The 15,379-nt window shown below is 63.5% G+C and carries 16 protein-coding genes and 1 pseudogene; 8 read left to right on the top strand and 9 right to left on the bottom strand.

Annotated features, from left to right (window positions below):
• Positions 1-2 precede the first annotated feature (2 nt).
• The 5 genes from LPA36_RS16280 to LPA36_RS16260 all read right to left on the bottom strand — a co-directional run bounded on the left by LPA36_RS16280 (position 3) and on the right by LPA36_RS16260 (position 5,138).
• Entirely contained in the window at positions 3-929 is a 927-nt protein-coding gene (locus LPA36_RS16280) for a CysB family HTH-type transcriptional regulator (protein WP_228878507.1), read from the bottom strand.
• A gap of 57 nt (positions 930-986) precedes the next feature.
• On the bottom strand, positions 987-2,045 hold the full coding sequence (locus LPA36_RS16275) for a sulfate/molybdate ABC transporter ATP-binding protein (RefSeq protein WP_228878505.1): 1,059 nt from the start codon (positions 2,043-2,045) through the stop codon (positions 987-989).
• Positions 2,046-2,057: 12 nt separating this feature from the next.
• A complete protein-coding gene (gene cysW, locus LPA36_RS16270) occupies positions 2,058-3,023 on the bottom strand; it encodes a sulfate ABC transporter permease subunit CysW (RefSeq protein ID WP_228878502.1) in 966 nt (321 codons plus the stop codon).
• On the bottom strand, positions 3,020-3,934 hold the full coding sequence (gene cysT, locus LPA36_RS16265) for a sulfate ABC transporter permease subunit CysT (protein WP_228878499.1): 915 nt from the start codon (positions 3,932-3,934) through the stop codon (positions 3,020-3,022). The genes cysW and cysT overlap by 4 nt, the downstream gene beginning before the upstream one ends.
• 166 nt (positions 3,935-4,100) lie before the next feature.
• Positions 4,101-5,138, bottom strand: a complete 1,038-nt coding sequence (locus LPA36_RS16260; RefSeq protein ID WP_228878496.1) for a sulfate ABC transporter substrate-binding protein — start codon at positions 5,136-5,138, stop codon at positions 4,101-4,103.
• Between the two features lie 293 nt (positions 5,139-5,431).
• Between LPA36_RS16260 and lexA the strand changes: the two genes are divergently transcribed.
• The 3 genes from lexA (at position 5,432) to LPA36_RS16245 (ending at position 7,226) form a co-directional block, all read left to right on the top strand.
• The gene (gene lexA / locus LPA36_RS16255; protein WP_090533319.1) at positions 5,432-6,082 is read left to right on the top strand and encodes a transcriptional repressor LexA; all 651 of its coding nucleotides are present in this window, start codon (positions 5,432-5,434) and stop codon (positions 6,080-6,082) included.
• A gap of 19 nt (positions 6,083-6,101) precedes the next feature.
• The gene (locus tag LPA36_RS16250; protein ID WP_228878493.1) at positions 6,102-6,443 is read left to right on the top strand and encodes a hypothetical protein; all 342 of its coding nucleotides are present in this window, start codon (positions 6,102-6,104) and stop codon (positions 6,441-6,443) included.
• A gap of 117 nt (positions 6,444-6,560) precedes the next feature.
• Positions 6,561-7,226 (top strand): DUF2939 domain-containing protein, encoded by a 666-nt coding sequence (locus tag LPA36_RS16245; protein WP_228878486.1) that lies wholly within the window; start codon positions 6,561-6,563, stop codon positions 7,224-7,226.
• 14 nt (positions 7,227-7,240) lie between these two features.
• Here the strand turns inward: LPA36_RS16245 and LPA36_RS16240 are convergent, their stop codons facing one another.
• Positions 7,241-7,705, bottom strand: coding sequence for a universal stress protein (locus LPA36_RS16240; protein ID WP_228878483.1), 465 nt, complete (start codon positions 7,703-7,705; stop codon positions 7,241-7,243).
• Between the two features lie 211 nt (positions 7,706-7,916).
• Here LPA36_RS16240 and nodI point away from each other — a divergent pair, with 211 nt between their 5' ends.
• Complete coding sequence (gene nodI, locus LPA36_RS16235; RefSeq protein WP_267478572.1) at positions 7,917-8,867, top strand: nodulation factor ABC transporter ATP-binding protein NodI; 951 nt, start codon at positions 7,917-7,919, stop codon at positions 8,865-8,867.
• A gap of 97 nt (positions 8,868-8,964) precedes the next feature.
• Positions 8,965-9,795 carry an ABC transporter permease gene (locus tag LPA36_RS16230; RefSeq protein WP_228878478.1) on the top strand — a complete coding sequence of 277 codons (831 nt, stop codon included), beginning with the start codon at positions 8,965-8,967 and terminating at the stop codon, positions 9,793-9,795.
• A gap of 50 nt (positions 9,796-9,845) precedes the next feature.
• On the opposite strand, the gene LPA36_RS16225 is transcribed toward LPA36_RS16230, so the two are convergent.
• From LPA36_RS16225 to LPA36_RS16215, 3 genes and pseudogenes are all read right to left on the bottom strand, one after another.
• Entirely contained in the window at positions 9,846-10,268 is a 423-nt protein-coding gene (locus tag LPA36_RS16225; protein ID WP_228878474.1) for a hypothetical protein, read from the bottom strand.
• A gap of 258 nt (positions 10,269-10,526) precedes the next feature.
• Positions 10,527-11,563, bottom strand: a pseudogene (locus tag LPA36_RS16220) (permease).
• 207 nt (positions 11,564-11,770) lie between these two features.
• Positions 11,771-12,823, bottom strand: a complete 1,053-nt coding sequence (locus LPA36_RS16215) for an NADP(H)-dependent aldo-keto reductase (protein WP_228878472.1) — start codon at positions 12,821-12,823, stop codon at positions 11,771-11,773.
• Positions 12,824-12,987: 164 nt separating this feature from the next.
• Between LPA36_RS16215 and LPA36_RS16210 the strand changes: the two genes are divergently transcribed.
• From LPA36_RS16210 to LPA36_RS16200, 3 genes are all read left to right on the top strand, one after another.
• Entirely contained in the window at positions 12,988-14,424 is a 1,437-nt protein-coding gene (locus tag LPA36_RS16210) for a DHA2 family efflux MFS transporter permease subunit (RefSeq protein WP_228878470.1), read from the top strand.
• Between the two features lie 31 nt (positions 14,425-14,455).
• Positions 14,456-14,734 carry a hypothetical protein gene (locus LPA36_RS16205; protein WP_228878467.1) on the top strand — a complete coding sequence of 93 codons (279 nt, stop codon included), beginning with the start codon at positions 14,456-14,458 and terminating at the stop codon, positions 14,732-14,734.
• A gap of 132 nt (positions 14,735-14,866) precedes the next feature.
• Complete coding sequence (locus LPA36_RS16200; RefSeq protein WP_228878464.1) at positions 14,867-15,322, top strand: hypothetical protein; 456 nt, start codon at positions 14,867-14,869, stop codon at positions 15,320-15,322.
• The last annotated feature ends 57 nt before the right edge of the window (positions 15,323-15,379 follow it).

Below are 15,379 nucleotides of genomic sequence, written 5' to 3'. Positions count from 1 at the left end.
GATCAGGCCGCCTCGCGCAACTGTGCCGCGATTTCTGTTTCGTTCAGCTGCGGCGCGAACATTTCGATCAGGCGGTACGCGTACGCGCGCAGGAACGCGCCCTTGCGCAGCCCGACGCGCGTCGTGCTCGCCTCGAACAGATGCTGCGTATCGAGCGCGACGAGTTCAGTATCGCGCTTCGGATCGTAGGCCATCGCCGCGACGATGCCGATGCCCATGCCGAGTTCGACGTACGTCTTGATCACGTCGGCGTCGATGGCGGTCAGCACGACGTCGGGCAATGCGCCCGCCTTCGCGAACGCCTGGTCGATATGCGAGCGGCCGGTGAAATCCTGGTCGTAGGTGACAATCGGAAATTCGGCGATTTCATCGAGCGTCAGGTTCGGCCGGCCGACGAGCGGATGGCCCTTCGGCACCACCACCACGTGATGCCACGAATAGCACGGGAACGTGACGATGTCCGGATAGCGGTCGAGCGCTTCGGTCGAAATGCCGATGTCCGCTTCGCCGTTGATGATCATCTGCGCGATCTGCTGCGGGCTGCCCTGACGCAGCGCGAGATGCACCTTCGGGAACACTTCCGTGAACTGGCGGATCACCTTCGGCAGCGCGTAGCGAGCCTGCGTGTGCGTCGTAGCGACGACCAGATGGCCGCTGTCCTGATCGGCGAACTGACGCGCGACACGGCGCAGGTTCTCCGCATCGAGCAGCATCCGCTCGATCAGCTGATGCACCGCCTTGCCGGGCTCGGTCAGACCCGTCAGCCGTTTGCCGCGACGGATGAAGATATCGACGCCGAGTTCGTCCTCGAGGTCCTTGATCTGTTTCGACACGCCCGACTGCGACGTGTACAGCACGTTCGCCACTTCAGTCAGGTTCATGTTCTGGCGCACCGCTTCGCGCACAAAACGCAGTTGCTGGAAATTCATGTTCTTGTCTCCGGTACAGCCGAAGTTAAGTTGGTGTAGTGAACGTGTGAGGTACGGTCAGTGCGCGGGAAACACACGCAGCGCGCGCGGCACGGCCGTCACGCCATCGCCGACATTCAGACGCAGTTCGCGCCACGCCTCCCGGTCAAGCTCGGCTTCGAGCACGCGCCCCTCGTGTCCTTCGAGCTCGACGCGCACCGAACCGCCGAGCGTCACGACCCGGCGCACGCCGACCGTGATGCCGTCGCGGTGGCTATCCGCCTTCGGGTACAACGCCAGATCGTGCGGACGTACATACGCGAACGCCGGGCCTTCGAAACCGGCCGCCACCGAAATCGGCAATGCGGCACCGTCGACCACGAATCCGCCGCCATCCACCTTGCCATGCAGACGGTTCGCCGCGCCGAGGAACTCGTAGACGAACGACGTCTGCGGATGGTCGTACACGTCCTGCGGACTGCCGACCTGCTCCACGTGCCCGTGATTGAGCACCACGATGCGGTCCGCCACTTCGAGCGCTTCTTCCTGGTCGTGCGTGACGAAGATCGTCGAGATATGCAGGTCGTCGTGCAGGCGCCGCAGCCAGCTGCGCAGTTCCTTGCGGACCTTCGCGTCGAGCGCGCCGAACGGCTCGTCGAGCAGCAGCACTTTGGGTTCGACAGCGAGCGCACGTGCGAGCGCGATCCGCTGACGCTGGCCGCCCGACAGCTCCGAAGGAAAGCGTTGCGCGAGCCAGTCGAGCTGCACGAGCTTCAGCAGTTCATGCACTTTCTCGCGGATCACCGCTTCCGACGGCCGCTCCTTCCGCGGCTTCACGCGCAGACCGAACGCGACGTTTTCGAACACCGTCATGTGACGGAACAGCGCGTAATGCTGGAACACGAAGCCGACCTGCCGCTCACGCGCACCGACTTCGGCGACATCCTGACCTTGCAGCACGACCTGCCCGGCGTCGGCGTATTCGAGGCCCGCGATCACACGCAGCAGCGTGGTCTTGCCACAGCCGGAGGGTCCGAGCAGCGCGACGAGTTCACCCGGCGGAAAATCGAGCGACACGTTGTCGAGCGCGGTGAAATCGCCAAAGCGCTTCTGCAGGTTACGAACGGTGATGCCCATGTGCTGCTCTCCTTACTGAACCGGACGGCTGGCCGCATGCGACGGTGCCGGCGACGGGGTGACGGGACCGGCGTGCGCGGGCACAGCCCGCGCATCGGCCTGCTCCGCCGAAAGATGACGCTCCGCGAGCAGCTTCAGGGCCAGCGTGACGAGCGCGAGCAGCGCGAGCACGGAGGCCACGGCAAACGCCGCGGAAAAGTTGTATTCGTTGTAGAGAATCTCGACGTGCAGCGGCATCGTGTCGGTCTGCCCGCGAATATGGCCCGACACTACCGACACCGCGCCGAATTCGCCCATCGCACGCGCGTTACAGAGAATCACGCCGTACAGCAGACCCCAGCGAACGTTCGGCAGCGTGACACGGCGAAATATCTGCCAGCCCGATGCGCCGAGCACGTGCGCCGCCTCTTCCTCATCGTTACCCTGCGCCTGCATCAGCGGAATCAGCTCGCGCGCGACGAACGGGAACGTAACGAAGATCGTCGCGAGCACGATGCCCGGCACGGCGAAGATGATCTGCACGTTATGCGCTTCGAGCCACGGCCCGAACCAGCCTTGCGCGCCGAACATCAGCACATAGATCAAACCCGAGATCACCGGCGACACGGAAAACGGCAGATCGATGAGCGTCGTGAGGAGCGCCTTGCCGCGGAATTCGAACTTCGCGATACACCACGAGGCGGCCAGTCCGAACACGAGGTTCAGCGGCACGGCGATCGCCGCGGTGATCACGGTGAGCTTGATGGCCGACAGCGCGTCCGGATCGGCGAGCGACTCGAAGTAGAAGCCGATGCCCTTGCTGAGCGCCTGATAGAACACCGCCACGAGCGGCACGACCAGAAACAGCGCGAGAAACAGCAGCGCAATGCCGACCAGCAGCCAGCGGACCACGCGCGATTCCGTCACGGGATCGGGGCGACGGCTGGCGGTCTGGGCGCCGCGGGTATTGCGTGAGACGGTCGTCACGGAATCGCTCATTGCGCACCTCCGGCCACGACTGCATGTGCCGCACTGCCTGTGTGCGACCCCGGGGGCACCTGCGGCCCGGACGCGCCGCGACTCGTGCGCCGTTGCAGATACCACTGCAACGTATTGATGAGGAGCAGCATCAGGAACGACACGACCAGCATGACGACCGCGAGCGCCGTGGCGCCCGCATAGTCGTACTGCTCGAGCTTCGTGATGATGAGGAGCGACGTGATTTCAGATTTCATCGGCACGTTGCCCGCGATGAAAATCACCGAGCCATATTCGCCGAGTGCACGGGCGAAGGCGAGCGCAAACCCCGTCAGCAGTGCGGGGAAAACGGCGGGCAGCACCACCCGGCGAAACGTCAGCCAGCGCGACGCACCAAGGCAGGCGGCGGCTTCTTCCTGCTCGCGCTCGAATTCCTCCAGCACCGGCTGCACGGTGCGCACGACGAACGGCAGACCGATGAACGTCAGCGCGACCAGCACACCCGCCGGCGTGAACGCGACCTTGATGCCGAGCGGCACGAGAAACTGTCCGAGCCAGCCGTTGCTCGCATACACGGCGGCAAGCGAAATGCCGGCCACGGACGTCGGCAGCGCGAACGGCAGATCGACCACGGCATCGACGAGACGTCTGAACGGAAACGTATAGCGCACCAGCACCCACGCGACGAGAAAGCCGAACACGGCGTTGATCAGCGCGCCGCCCAGCGCGGCGAAAAACGTCAGCCGGTACGACGCGAGCACGCGCGGCGATGTCACGGCGCGCACGAACTGCGACCAGTCGAGCGTCGCGGTTTTCAGGAAGGTGGCGGCAAGCGGAATCAGCACCACGAGGCTCAGATACGCCACCGTGATGCCAAGTGTCAGGCCGAAGCCGGGTAACGCGCTCGGCTTGCGGAAGGTCAACGTCGTCATGCTGGATGCTCGTTCGGGGCTCGAACCGCTTTTGCTTCACGCTCGAGACATGAAAAAAGCGGATCTGGCCGGGTTGAAACGTCGGGGTCCATCTCGCCAGAAAGGCGCACCCTACGGGCGCGCCTTTCTGGCTTTACTGCTGATCCTCATCCATCGCTACGTCACTTCACTGCGGCTGATAGATCGAGTCGAAGACGCCGCCGTCCGCGAAGTGAGTCTTCTGCGCGTTGGCCCAACCGCCGAAGCTGTCGTCGATGGTGTAAAGCTTCAGCTTCGGAAACTTCGCCGTCAGCGCAGCCGGCACCTTGTTCGAACGCGGCCGGTAGAAGTTCTTCGCGGCGATTTCCTGACCTTCGTCGCTATACAGGAAGTTCAGGTATGCCTCGGCCAGCTTGCGCGTGCCGTGTTTATCGACGACCTTGTCGACCACCGCGACCGGCGGCTCGGCCAGGATGCTCACCGAAGGCACGACGATCTCGAACTTGTCGGTGCCGAATTCCTTGACCGACAGGAACGCTTCGTTTTCCCACGCAATCAGCACGTCGCCGATATCGCGTTGCACGAAGCTCGTCGTCGCACCGCGCGCGCCAGAGTCGAGAACGCCCGCATTCTTGTAAAGCTTGCCGACAAATTCTTTCGCCTTCTGGTCGTTGCCGCCCGGCTGATGTTCGGCGTACGCCCACGCGGCCAGATAGTTCCAGCGCGCACCGCCCGATGTCTTGGGGTTCGGCGTCACGATCGACACACCCGGCTTCACGAGATCGTCCCAATCCTTGATGTGCTTCGGGTTGCCCTTGCGCACGAGAAACACGATCGTCGACGTGTACGGCGACGCGTTGTCCGGCAGACGCTTCTGCCAGCCCTTGTCGATGAGGCCTTTGTTAGCGAGCGCGTCGATGTCATAAGCGAGCGCGAGTGTCACGACATCCGCCTGCAACCCGTCGAGCACCGAGCGCGCCTGCGCACCCGAGCCGCCGTGCGACTGCTTGAACGTGACCTGCTCGCCGGTCTTCGCCTTCCATTCCTTGCCGAACGCCTGGTTGACGTCCTGATACAGCTCGCGCGTCGGGTCGTACGAAACGTTCAGCAGTGTCGTATCCGCCGCGTGAGCCTGACCGGCGAAACCGGCTGCTGCCGCGACGCCCAGCGCAAGCGCCGTGACGATTTTTCGTGTCCTGCGTGCCAGCCCCGTGCTGCTGCTCATTTCCGATTTCTCCGGTTTGTTCTTTCGTTATTGCGGCGTGTGTGCGTTGCTTTGCATCGATTGAGGGCCAGTCTATCGAAGGGCTTTCATCATTAAAAATAATTGTTCTTCATTCTTTAATACTTAAAAGTGGTAACGACCGCCCGGTGCGGCGTTGCGACGCGAATCCGGGTGCGATAGCGCCGAAAACCGCTGTTCCGGTGGCACCGGTCTGGCCGAACTTAAAGTAAAGCTTGAAATGCGCCGCGTACTGTATAAAAATACAGTCACCTGTTCATCCATACAGTGGCGCCATGACCAAACTCACCGCACGACAGCAGCAGGTTTTCGATCTGATCCGCCGGGCGATCGAACGCACCGGCTTTCCGCCCACCCGCGCGGAGATTGCCGCCGAACTCGGTTTCAGTTCGGCGAACTCGGCGGAAGAACATCTGCGCGCGCTGGCGCGCAAGGGCGTGATCGAGCTTGCAGCGGGCGCCTCGCGCGGCATCCGTCTGCTGTCGGGCTCAGATGACAGCCCCTACCAGTTCACGCTGCCGCACTCGAGCATCATGCAGCTGTCGCTGCCGCTGATCGGCCGGGTTGCTGCCGGCAGCCCGATCCTCGCGCAGGAACATATCTCGCAGCATTACGCGTGCGACCCGGCGCTCTTTTCGAGCAAACCCGATTACCTGCTGAAGGTCCGCGGGCTGTCGATGCGCGACGCAGGCATTTTCGACGGCGATCTGCTCGCCGTTCAGAAGAAAAGCGAAGCGAAAGACGGGCAGATCATCGTGGCCCGGATTGGCGACGACGTCACGGTGAAGCGCCTGAAGCGCCGTCCGGACGGGATCGAGCTGATCGCCGAGAACCCCGATTACGACAACATCTTTGTTCAGGCCGGCAGCGGGGAATTTGCGCTCGAAGGCATTGCAGTCGGGCTGATTCGCCCGACTGAATTCTGAACTTTGCCTGGAGAGTCACATGGAACGCCTTGCCCGCCTGCTCCCTTTCCGTCAGTTCGGACGTCTGCGTCATCTGCGCAACCTGGTGCCGTGCGGCGCGCTCGACGCGCTCCGCGCGCCGTCGCTCTTCGAGCGCGTTTCAACGCCTGAAGCGCCCACGCTGCCCTCCGCCATGCCGGCGTTCGCGCGGGTTTCGCTGAATTCCGGGCTGAATGCGGAGCCGGGTCGGCGCGCGCCGGTGCGCGTGTATCACGGGCCGTCGCGGCTCATCATGGTTGGAACGGTCGACGCGGTCTGCAACATGATCGACCGCTGTATCGCTGAAGAAAGCGCAGCCATGCAGGGCGCGCTGTTCGAATAACTGAAGTCTTGCTAACGCGGTTTCCTGCGGTCATGTCGCCGTGTTGGGCGCTGCACGGGATCGTTTCCGTTTCGTTGCGGTCAACGTTAGATCACGTTTAACGGAGATTCGCACCTTATGAGTGTTTCGGTACCCGCACGAAATCGTCGGTCGTTTCGCGCATTTTTGATCACGATCATCGTAATCGTTGGCGTCGCGGCGCTTGGATATGGTTATGCGTCGGCATACGTCGCGCTCGATCGCCTCAAGCGGGCCGCCGATGCCCGCGACGCCGAAACGGTCAATGAATACGTGGACTTTCCGGCGCTGCGCGAGAGCCTGAAGCAGCAGGTCACCGGTCTGCTGGCGCGACGGCTCGATGCTCAACACAACGGCAATCCGCTTGCCGCGATCGGCGCGATGATCGGCGTTGCGTTGATTGGTCCGCTGGTAGATGCGTACGCGACGCCCGATGGCGTCGCTGCGTTGCTGAATGGCATGCCGCCGCGCGGTGAACCCGGCGAACGACCACCGGAGCCTGCGGCGGGTGGTACGGCCGAGGCACCGCCCGCTGGAACGGCAACCGCGCCCGCGGCTGCCGCTGGTTCCGCTGCGTCAGCCCGGCAGACGCCGCCCCAGCCGCCGCAAACCACGGCGGCGTATCGCGGGATCAACGAGTTTGTGGTGACGTATCAGCATGGCGTCGGCGATACGCGCTATTCCGCGATTCTGCGCCGCGATGGACTCTTTTCGTGGAAGCTGTCCGCCGTCGATCTCAACGGCGGAACTGCGTCCGAACCCTGAGGCCGTTTGAAAGCTCAGGCCGCCGCCTGTTGCTGCTCTTCCACCGACGAGCATGCAACCAGAATGCTGCACGAGACGCGGTCGAGGAGCGGCGTGTTGCCCGCGCCCATCCACCATCGCGAGAGTCCCGTACGGCAGCGGTGGCCGACCACGACCAGATCGACCTGCAACTGGTTCGCCAGATTGGCGATTTCGTCGATCGGATGCCCGAACGCAAAATGCCCGTGCGCCTGGACCCCACGCTCGGTGAGCCAGGTCACGCCTTCCTGGAGAATGTCGCGGGCGGTGTCTTCAAAGCGGCCGCAGGCCACATCGGTGAGCAGCCCCGCGCTTTGCGCGATGCTCGAACGCATATCGACAACCGAGAGCAGGTGCGTCTCGGCTTTCAGGTCCAGTGCAAGGTCAGCGCCGCAACGTAGCGCCTTGCGGCCTTCGCGCGAGCCGTCGTAGCACAGCAGGATTTTTTTGTAGCTCGCCATGGTCATCTCCCTTCCGCGTCTATCGCGGCTTCACTTCAATCATGGTGCGCCGCAATTCAGGTTGCAAGGGATGGAAAACGCCAGGTGCGTTCCCATCGCGTTTGAATGCCCTGCCGCAGTGCAAAAGACGCCCCGTCACGGCGTCACGACGCCCAACGCGCGGTCAGCGAAGCCCTTAGAATAGCCTGCCCCTGCCTTGCAGGCGTTTTCCATGCAGGTTCGCAACGAACGGAGCACGTGTCGTCCCATGTCAGCCGCTGCAATCGAATTTGAAGACGTGAAAAAACACTATGGCGAGAAGACCGTCGTCGGCGGCCTCTCGTTCCACGTGCGCGCCGGGGAATGTTTCGGCCTGCTCGGCCCGAACGGTGCCGGCAAGACGACCACCCTGCGCATGCTGCTCGGCATCGCTGCGCCGGACGCGGGCACGATCCGTCTTTGCGGCGAGCCGATTCCGTCGCGCGCCCGGTATGCGCGCATGCGCGTGGGTGTTGTGCCGCAGTTCGACAACCTCGATCCCGACTTCACCGTCCGCGAAAATCTGCTGGTGTTCGGCCGCTACTTCGGCCTGAGCGCGAAGCAAACGCGTGAGCTCGTGCCATCCCTGCTCGAATTCGCGCGGCTCGAAAACAAGGCCGATGCACGCGTGGGCGAACTCTCGGGCGGGATGAAGCGGCGCCTGACGCTCGCCCGCGCGCTCGTCAACGATCCCGACGTCCTGATCATGGATGAGCCCACCACCGGCCTCGACCCGCAGGCGCGGCATCTGATCTGGGAGCGGCTGCGTTCACTGCTCGCGCGCGGCAAGACAATCCTGCTCACGACGCACTTCATGGAAGAAGCCGAGCGGCTGTGTCACCGGGTGTGCGTGATCGAGGAAGGCCGCAAGATCGCGGAAGGCGCGCCGCGCGAACTGATCGCGTCGGAGATTGGATGCGATGTGATCGAGATTTACGGCCCGGACCCCGTGACGCTACGCGACGAACTCGCGCCGCTCGCTGTGCGCACGGAAATCAGCGGCGAGACGCTTTTTTGCTACGTCGATGATCCGCAGCCCGTGCACGTCAAACTCAAGCAGCGAACCGATCTGCGTTATCTGCATCGACCGGCCAATCTCGAAGACGTCTTTTTGCGGCTCACGGGTCGCGAGATGCAGGACTAGCAAGACTGGTCGGACTGACCGATGAACACCGCAGCCGGCACCACGGCGAACCGGCCCATACATACGTAGCACTGGCAAAGAGATTGACCCGACAAATATGGACGCACGCAGTTACGAATCTTCCCCTGCAAAGCCTTCCCGGTTGCACGAAGGCTTCGCCGCGCTGCCCGCGAACGCGGTCAACTGGATCGCCGTCTGGCGCCGCAACTATCTGGTGTGGCGCAAGCTTGCAATTGCGTCGATGTTCGGCAATCTCGCCGATCCGATGATCTATCTGTTCGGCCTGGGCCTTGGGCTTGGGCTGATGGTCGGACACGTCGAAGGCGTGTCGTATATCGCGTTTCTCGCGGCGGGCACGGTCGCGTCGAGCGTGATGATGTCGGCGAGTTTCGAGTCGATGTATTCGGGCTTTTCGCGCATGCATGTACAACGCACGTGGGAAGCGATCATGCACACGCCGCTCACGCTCGGCGATATCATGCTGGGCGAAGTGATCTGGGCGGCCAGCAAATCGGTGCTGTCCGGCGCGGCAATCATGCTGGTGGCGGGCCTTCTCGGCTATGCGAGTTTTCCGTCGATGCTGATTACGCTGCCCGTCATTGTGCTGACCGGTCTCGCATTCGCGAGTCTCGCGATGATCGTGACGGCGGTCGCGCCGTCGTACGATTTCTTCATGTTCTACCAGACGCTCGCGCTTACGCCGATGATGCTGCTCTCCGGTGTGTTCTTTCCCGTGACGCAGCTTCCCGCGCTCGCGCAACGGGTGACGCTGCTGTTGCCGCTCGCGCACGCCGTGGAGCTGATCCGGCCGGCGATGCTTGGCCGGCCAATGGAAGGCGCCGCGTTGCACGTCGGCGTGCTGGCGGCGTATGTGATCGTGCCGTTCATCCTGGCTTCGGTGCTGTTCCGGCGCCGCATGATGCGCTGAACGCGGACACGATCACATCGAAGCGGCGACAAGGCTGATGATGCGAGGGGTCAGTCTTCGTCGTCGGTCCAGGGAATGTCGACGTCCGAAATAAACGCGACGGTCGCGAACGGACCGCCGTCCTGGCGTCCGAGCTTGCCGTCCGCGCGCTGCCACTCGACGCGAAACACGGTGCCCGGGTCGTCGGCGACGAGACGGATCGTGCGCACCTCGTCCGGATCCGCCTCTTCAACCGGGCCGTCGAGCGAGATGAGCAGCGTCTGCGGCCACAGGCCGTCGGCCGGATCGTAGATGCGATCGCCGTCGGGAATCAGCGTAAACGCTTCCACGCCGATCGTCGCCGAGGCGTCGACGATCATCTTGCCGAGCGCGCGCAGCAGCGCAGTTGCGCGCGCCGAGTTCGCCTGGCGGATCGCGAGGTCTCCGCGCGTAAGCGCCTGTTCAAGTTTCGGATTCGTTTTTTGTTGCGCCATTCTGTTTCCTGAATTCAATCGTTCTTTTCGCACGGACAGCCGGTAGGCGGTGCATGCCATCGCGGGCTGAATCGTACCATCCCGAGGCGCCGGCGCACCGTTGCGCGGGCAGACGCCCGTTGTTTGCGGCGTGCGCGCCACGGCCGGCCAGACCCTGCGGCTCGCCTGCTCCGTTCCCCAGTGTAGGTCGCGTTTGTCGATTGAACACGGCAATTCGTCGCCGATCGCGTGGCAACGCACCCATCGGGGCATGCGCCGTCAGAAGCCGAGCGCGATCGCGAGCAATCCCGCCACCACGCCAAATCCGACTACCGAAATGACCACCAGCGCCAGCACGCGCGGCGCAAACGAACGGGTGAGCATTGCGAGAGACGGCACGCTGATCGGCGGCAAGGTCATCAGGAGTGCGCCCGCGGGGCCCACGCCCATGCCAAGCGCCAGCATTGCCTGAATGATAGGCACTTCGCCCGCCGTCGGAATCACGAACAGCATGCTCGCAACCGCCAGCGCGACGATCCAGCGATGTCCGGCCCGATGTGCGGAAAGAGCCACGCCCGCGCTGCACCGAGCAGCAGGATCAGCACGAGGTATTCGGGAATCAGGCGCACGGCCATACGCGCCAGAATCTCCAGCCAGCGGACGAACACGTTGCCCGTCTGCCTGCTTGCGACGCGTTCTGCAAGACCCGCGGCGGTGCGAGCGTCCTCTTGCGTGGTGAAGCGGTTCACGGCATAGCCGAGTCCGAACACCATCAGCAGGCCAAGTATGAGCCGCAGGGCCGACCAGTTCCAGCCGAGCACGAAACCCATGAAGACAAGCGTCGCCGGATTGAGGACGGAGTTGCCGAGCCAGAATGCAATCGCCCCACCCGGCGACGCCTCACGCGCGCGCAGACCGACGACAACCGGCGCGGCGCAACAGGTACACATCATGCCGGGAATCGCCAGCAGGCCGCCCGCGGCGACGGCGCCAAAATTCGTCCTGCCGAGCACCCGCGCAACCCAGTGCGCGGGTATCAGCGCCTGAACGGCCGAGCCGAGCAGCAGGCCCAGCACCATCGCCTGCCAGATCGCCTTGCCGTAAGCCGAGGCGTAGTCGAGCGCTGCCGCAAATGACGGCTCGGGCGGGCTCGCCGCTGTGCCCATCAGGATCGATTTGCCGGTCGAATGCGTCGATGCCGCCGTAAACGCGCGGTTGTAGTACGGAAACCACTTCACATAGAAGAGCCCGACCACGGCAATCAGCAGGAAGACCAGCCAGCCGGAAACGGGTTGCGTTTGACGTGTGGTGTTCATGATTGTCTCCGGGACCAGCGTGGGTCGGGAGCGCCAATTGTGGCACGCCCCATTTGCGAACGCATCGCAGGGGCGCATTCACTCACCGGTCCGGCATACCGGTTTGAGCAGCAGTTACAGGCATCGCCTGCGAAAACAAAACAGCCCCGGCTGAAAGTAGCCGGGGCTGTGCGCATCCAACGATGCCAGACGTCAATCCACGCGATGCTACGGCGCCGGATTCGGTTGCCGATCGTGAAGTGCTTCGATTTCAGCGAGCACTTCCGCCGACAGCGTCACGTCCGCACTCGCGATGTTTTCCTTCAGCTGGTCGAGCGAAGTCGCACCGATCAGATTACTCGTGAGGAACGGACGGCTGTTCACGAACGCAAGCGCGAACTGCGCGGGCGAAAATCCATGACGCTTCGCGAGTTCGACATAGCGCGTGGTCGCTTCGACCGATTGCGGCTTGCTGTAGCGCTGGAAACGCTCGAACAGCGTGATGCGCGCGCCCGCCGGACGCGCCCCGCCCTCGTACTTGCCCGTCAGCCACCCGAACGCAAGCGGCGAATACGCAAGCAGACCGACGTTTTCGCGGTGACTGAACTCCGACAGGCCAAGCTCGAACGTACGATTCAGCAGGCTGTACGGATTCTGGATGCTGACGATGCGCGGCAACCCGAGCCTTTCCGCGGCACGCAGAAACTGCGCGACACCCCACGGCGTCTCGTTCGACACGCCGATGTGGCGCACCCTGCCCTCCTTCACGAATTCACCGAGGACCGACAGCGTTTCCTCGATCGGCACCGTATAGGCGTCGTCGACCCACGGATACGACGTGCGGCCGAACGTCATCGTGCTGCGGTCGGGCCAGTGCAGCTGGTACAGGTCGACGTAATCCGTCTGCAGGCGCTTGAGGCTGTCGTTCAGCGCTTCGGTCAGGTTCTTGCGGTCGAACTGGTTGCCTGCGCCGCGAATGTGCCGCGGATTGTGCGGCTGGCGCGCTGGACCGGCAATCTTGGTCGCGAGCACGATCCGCTCGCGCGCGCTGCGATGCTGCGCCAGCCAGGTGCCGATATAGCGCTCGGTCAGCCCTTGCGTCTCCGGACGCGGCGGCACCGGATACATTTCCGCGGCATCGATCAGGTTGACGCCGTGATCGAGCGCGTAACCGATCTGCGCGTGCGCTTCGCTTTCGGTGTTCTGCTCGCCCCACGTCATCGTGCCGAGGCCGATGGCGCTGACCTTTACGTCCGTTGCGCCGAGTCTGCGATATTCCATCGAAAGGTTCCTTGTGCGTTAAGTGAACGAAGAACGTCGAAGTTACCATGCCGGCGCGTCCTGCGTGTGCCGCTAGAATGACGCTCTCGCGCAGCACACGCGGATGCGTCGCGCTGCGCTTTGTCCACCACTCGCTCACGTCGCCTGCTTCGCTCCGGAGTGTCATGCAGATGTCAGGTTCATCGTCCGCCGCACCGCGTTCCGGCGATTCTTCACTGATCGTCACGCTCGTGGCCGCCGCGTTCTTCATGGAGAACCTCGACGGCACGATCATCGCTACCGCGCTGCCGCAGATGGCGCGCTCGTTCAACGTCCACCCGGTCGATCTCAGCATCGGCATCACGTCGTATCTGTTGACGCTCGCCGTGTTCATCCCGATCAGCGGCTGGGCCGCCGACCGCTTCGGCGTGCGCAACGTGTTCACCGGCGCGCTCGCGGTGTTCACTGCGTCGTCGGTGCTGTGCGGCATGACGAACGGCCTCGTCGAATTCACAGCGGCGCGCGTTCTTCAGGGTATCGGCGGCGCGATGATGGTGCCGGTGGGCCGGCTCGCCGTGCTGCGTTCGACGCCCAGGGACAGCCTGATGCGCGCGATCTCGATCATCACGTGGCCGGGGCTCGTCGCGCCCGTCATCGGACCGCCGCTCGGCGGACTCATCACCACGTATTCGTCGTGGCGCTGGATCTTCTATCTGAACCTGCCGCTGGGTCTGATCGGGCTCGTGCTCGCGTGGCATTTCATCGGCAATGACCGTGACACGCAAAAACGTCCGTTCGATGCGGCGGGTTTCGTGCTCTCGGGGCTCGCCTGCACCGCGCTGATGTACGCGATGGAGTTGACGGGACGCGTCGACGCGCCGTGGAAGCAGGCGCTTGCGTGGCTCGGCGTTGGCGTCGTGGCCGGTGCGGCCGCGCTGTTTCATCTGCGCCGTACGGCGCATCCGGTCGTGGATCTATCCGCGTTCAGGATCAGGACGTTCGCGGTCGCGATGGGCGGCGGATCGATCTTTCGTATCTCGATCAGCGCGGTTCCTTTCCTGTTGCCGCTGATGTTCCAGGTCGGCTTCGGGATGAACGCGTTCCAGTCCGGGCTGCTGACGCTTGCAGTATTCGCCGGCAATCTCATGATGAAGCTCGTGACGACGCCCATCATGCGGCGTTATGGCTTCCGCTCCGTGCTGCTTGTGAACGGCGCGTTCGCGGCCTTGACGCTTGCCGCGATGAGTCTCCTGACACCCGCGACGCCCACGTTCTGGATCGTGACGGTTCTCTTTGTCAGCGGGCTTGCGCGCTCGCTGCAGTTCACCGCAATCAATACGCTGACGTTCGCCGACGTGCCCAGGCCGCAGATGAGCGGCGCGTCAACGCTGTCGAGCACGCTGGGACAGATGACCGTGGGCATGGGCGTCGCGTTCGGCGCGATTGCGTTGCGGATGGCGGCATGGTTTCACGGCCACGACGGCCAGACCGTCACCACCGCCGATTTCAATGGCGCCTTCCTGATTGTGGCCGGTTTGGGATTCGTGGCTATCGCGGATGTCATCGGCCTCGACCGGCGTGCGGGTGCACATGTGAGCGGGCACGGCCGCAGCGGCGGCTGACACGGTTGATAGAAGCGCTCGGGCACACCGATTGCTGATCAACAGCGCCACCTTCCAGCGCAAGGCTTTCGCCATGAACCCAGATCCCGCACTCGCTTCCGCCGAACCCGGCGATTCCGTCGTCCCGGTGGCGCCCGTCTCAGGCGATATTCTTGAAGACATCGAGCGTAAAAAGCGTATGCGCCTGTCGGACTCGCTCGCGTTGGGATTCGCACGGCTCTTCGGTCTTGAGCCATTTCTCGCCGATACCGTCAACCCGCAGCCGGCGAACCCGAACGATCAGACCATTCGCTTCGATCTGGAACGATAGCCTGTCTGGTATTGCTATCTGCGTCATCGGGCGCTCGAGATGGTCACCGGGAAACTTTGCGAAGAGATGGAAAAAACGTGCTCATCCTCACAACGGACCCTGTCGCGGCACTACTGAGAGGACATTTTTTCGATGAACCAGACGAGGCAGGAAAAACGGGCTTCTTCGCTCCTGACAGTGATCGCACTGTCAGTGTGGACACTATCGAGTGGCGCCGCTCGGGCCGACGACACGCCCAGCCCGTGCGCTGCGCTAAAACGAATCGTGGCGGCCGCGCCGGACCGATTCACCTCGCTGCAGCCGGGCGACGGCCGAAGCGTCGCGCAGCCGTACGGTGACGACGCGCGATGCAGCACCGAAGGCGTGAACTATCAATGCGTCTGGACACCGCATAGCGAAGCTGGCCCCACGGCAGATGCGCTGCAGGCCGTGGCAGCAGATATCGCTTCATGTCTCCCGGAAGCGACACACGACCAGAATTCGCCCAGCCGCCAGCATTTCTATCTGGGCGCACGCGCCAGCCGCACGGAAATCACCGCAATCACGGCGGGCGCAGGTAAGCTCAAACTCGTGGTATCCGCAAAGTGACAGGCAGTCAGGCCAATCCGGCAGCCTGTTTGCTGTAATGCCATGCCCCTCACGGAG

Origin of the sequence: Paraburkholderia saeva, assembly GCF_907164555.1 — a bacterium.
Taxonomy (GTDB): domain Bacteria; phylum Pseudomonadota; class Gammaproteobacteria; order Burkholderiales; family Burkholderiaceae; genus Paraburkholderia; species Paraburkholderia saeva.
The sequence above is the reverse complement of the archived record's forward strand: the minus strand, read 5'-3'. Positions and strand labels throughout refer to the sequence as shown.

What these genes read in the sequence shown, in the direction of transcription:
- LPA36_RS16280 (WP_228878507.1), bottom strand. Translation starts at nt 929, where the DNA reads ATGAATTTCCAGCAACTGCGTTTTGTGCGCGAAGCGGTGCGCCAGAAC.
- LPA36_RS16275 (WP_228878505.1), bottom strand. Translation starts at nt 2,045, where the DNA reads ATGGGCATCACCGTTCGTAACCTGCAGAAGCGCTTTGGCGATTTCACC.
- cysW (WP_228878502.1), bottom strand. Translation starts at nt 3,023, where the DNA reads ATGAGCGATTCCGTGACGACCGTCTCACGCAATACCCGCGGCGCCCAG.
- cysT (WP_228878499.1), bottom strand. Translation starts at nt 3,934, where the DNA reads ATGACGACGTTGACCTTCCGCAAGCCGAGCGCGTTACCCGGCTTCGGC.
- LPA36_RS16260 (WP_228878496.1), bottom strand. Translation starts at nt 5,138, where the DNA reads ATGAGCAGCAGCACGGGGCTGGCACGCAGGACACGAAAAATCGTCACG.
- lexA (WP_090533319.1), top strand. Translation starts at nt 5,432, where the DNA reads ATGACCAAACTCACCGCACGACAGCAGCAGGTTTTCGATCTGATCCGC.
- LPA36_RS16250 (WP_228878493.1), top strand. Translation starts at nt 6,102, where the DNA reads ATGGAACGCCTTGCCCGCCTGCTCCCTTTCCGTCAGTTCGGACGTCTG.
- LPA36_RS16245 (WP_228878486.1), top strand. Translation starts at nt 6,561, where the DNA reads ATGAGTGTTTCGGTACCCGCACGAAATCGTCGGTCGTTTCGCGCATTT.
- LPA36_RS16240 (WP_228878483.1), bottom strand. Translation starts at nt 7,705, where the DNA reads ATGGCGAGCTACAAAAAAATCCTGCTGTGCTACGACGGCTCGCGCGAA.
- nodI (WP_267478572.1), top strand. Translation starts at nt 7,917, where the DNA reads ATGCAGGTTCGCAACGAACGGAGCACGTGTCGTCCCATGTCAGCCGCT.
- LPA36_RS16230 (WP_228878478.1), top strand. Translation starts at nt 8,965, where the DNA reads ATGGACGCACGCAGTTACGAATCTTCCCCTGCAAAGCCTTCCCGGTTG.
- LPA36_RS16225 (WP_228878474.1), bottom strand. Translation starts at nt 10,268, where the DNA reads ATGGCGCAACAAAAAACGAATCCGAAACTTGAACAGGCGCTTACGCGC.
- LPA36_RS16215 (WP_228878472.1), bottom strand. Translation starts at nt 12,823, where the DNA reads ATGGAATATCGCAGACTCGGCGCAACGGACGTAAAGGTCAGCGCCATC.
- LPA36_RS16210 (WP_228878470.1), top strand. Translation starts at nt 12,988, where the DNA reads ATGCAGATGTCAGGTTCATCGTCCGCCGCACCGCGTTCCGGCGATTCT.
- LPA36_RS16200 (WP_228878464.1), top strand. Translation starts at nt 14,867, where the DNA reads ATGAACCAGACGAGGCAGGAAAAACGGGCTTCTTCGCTCCTGACAGTG.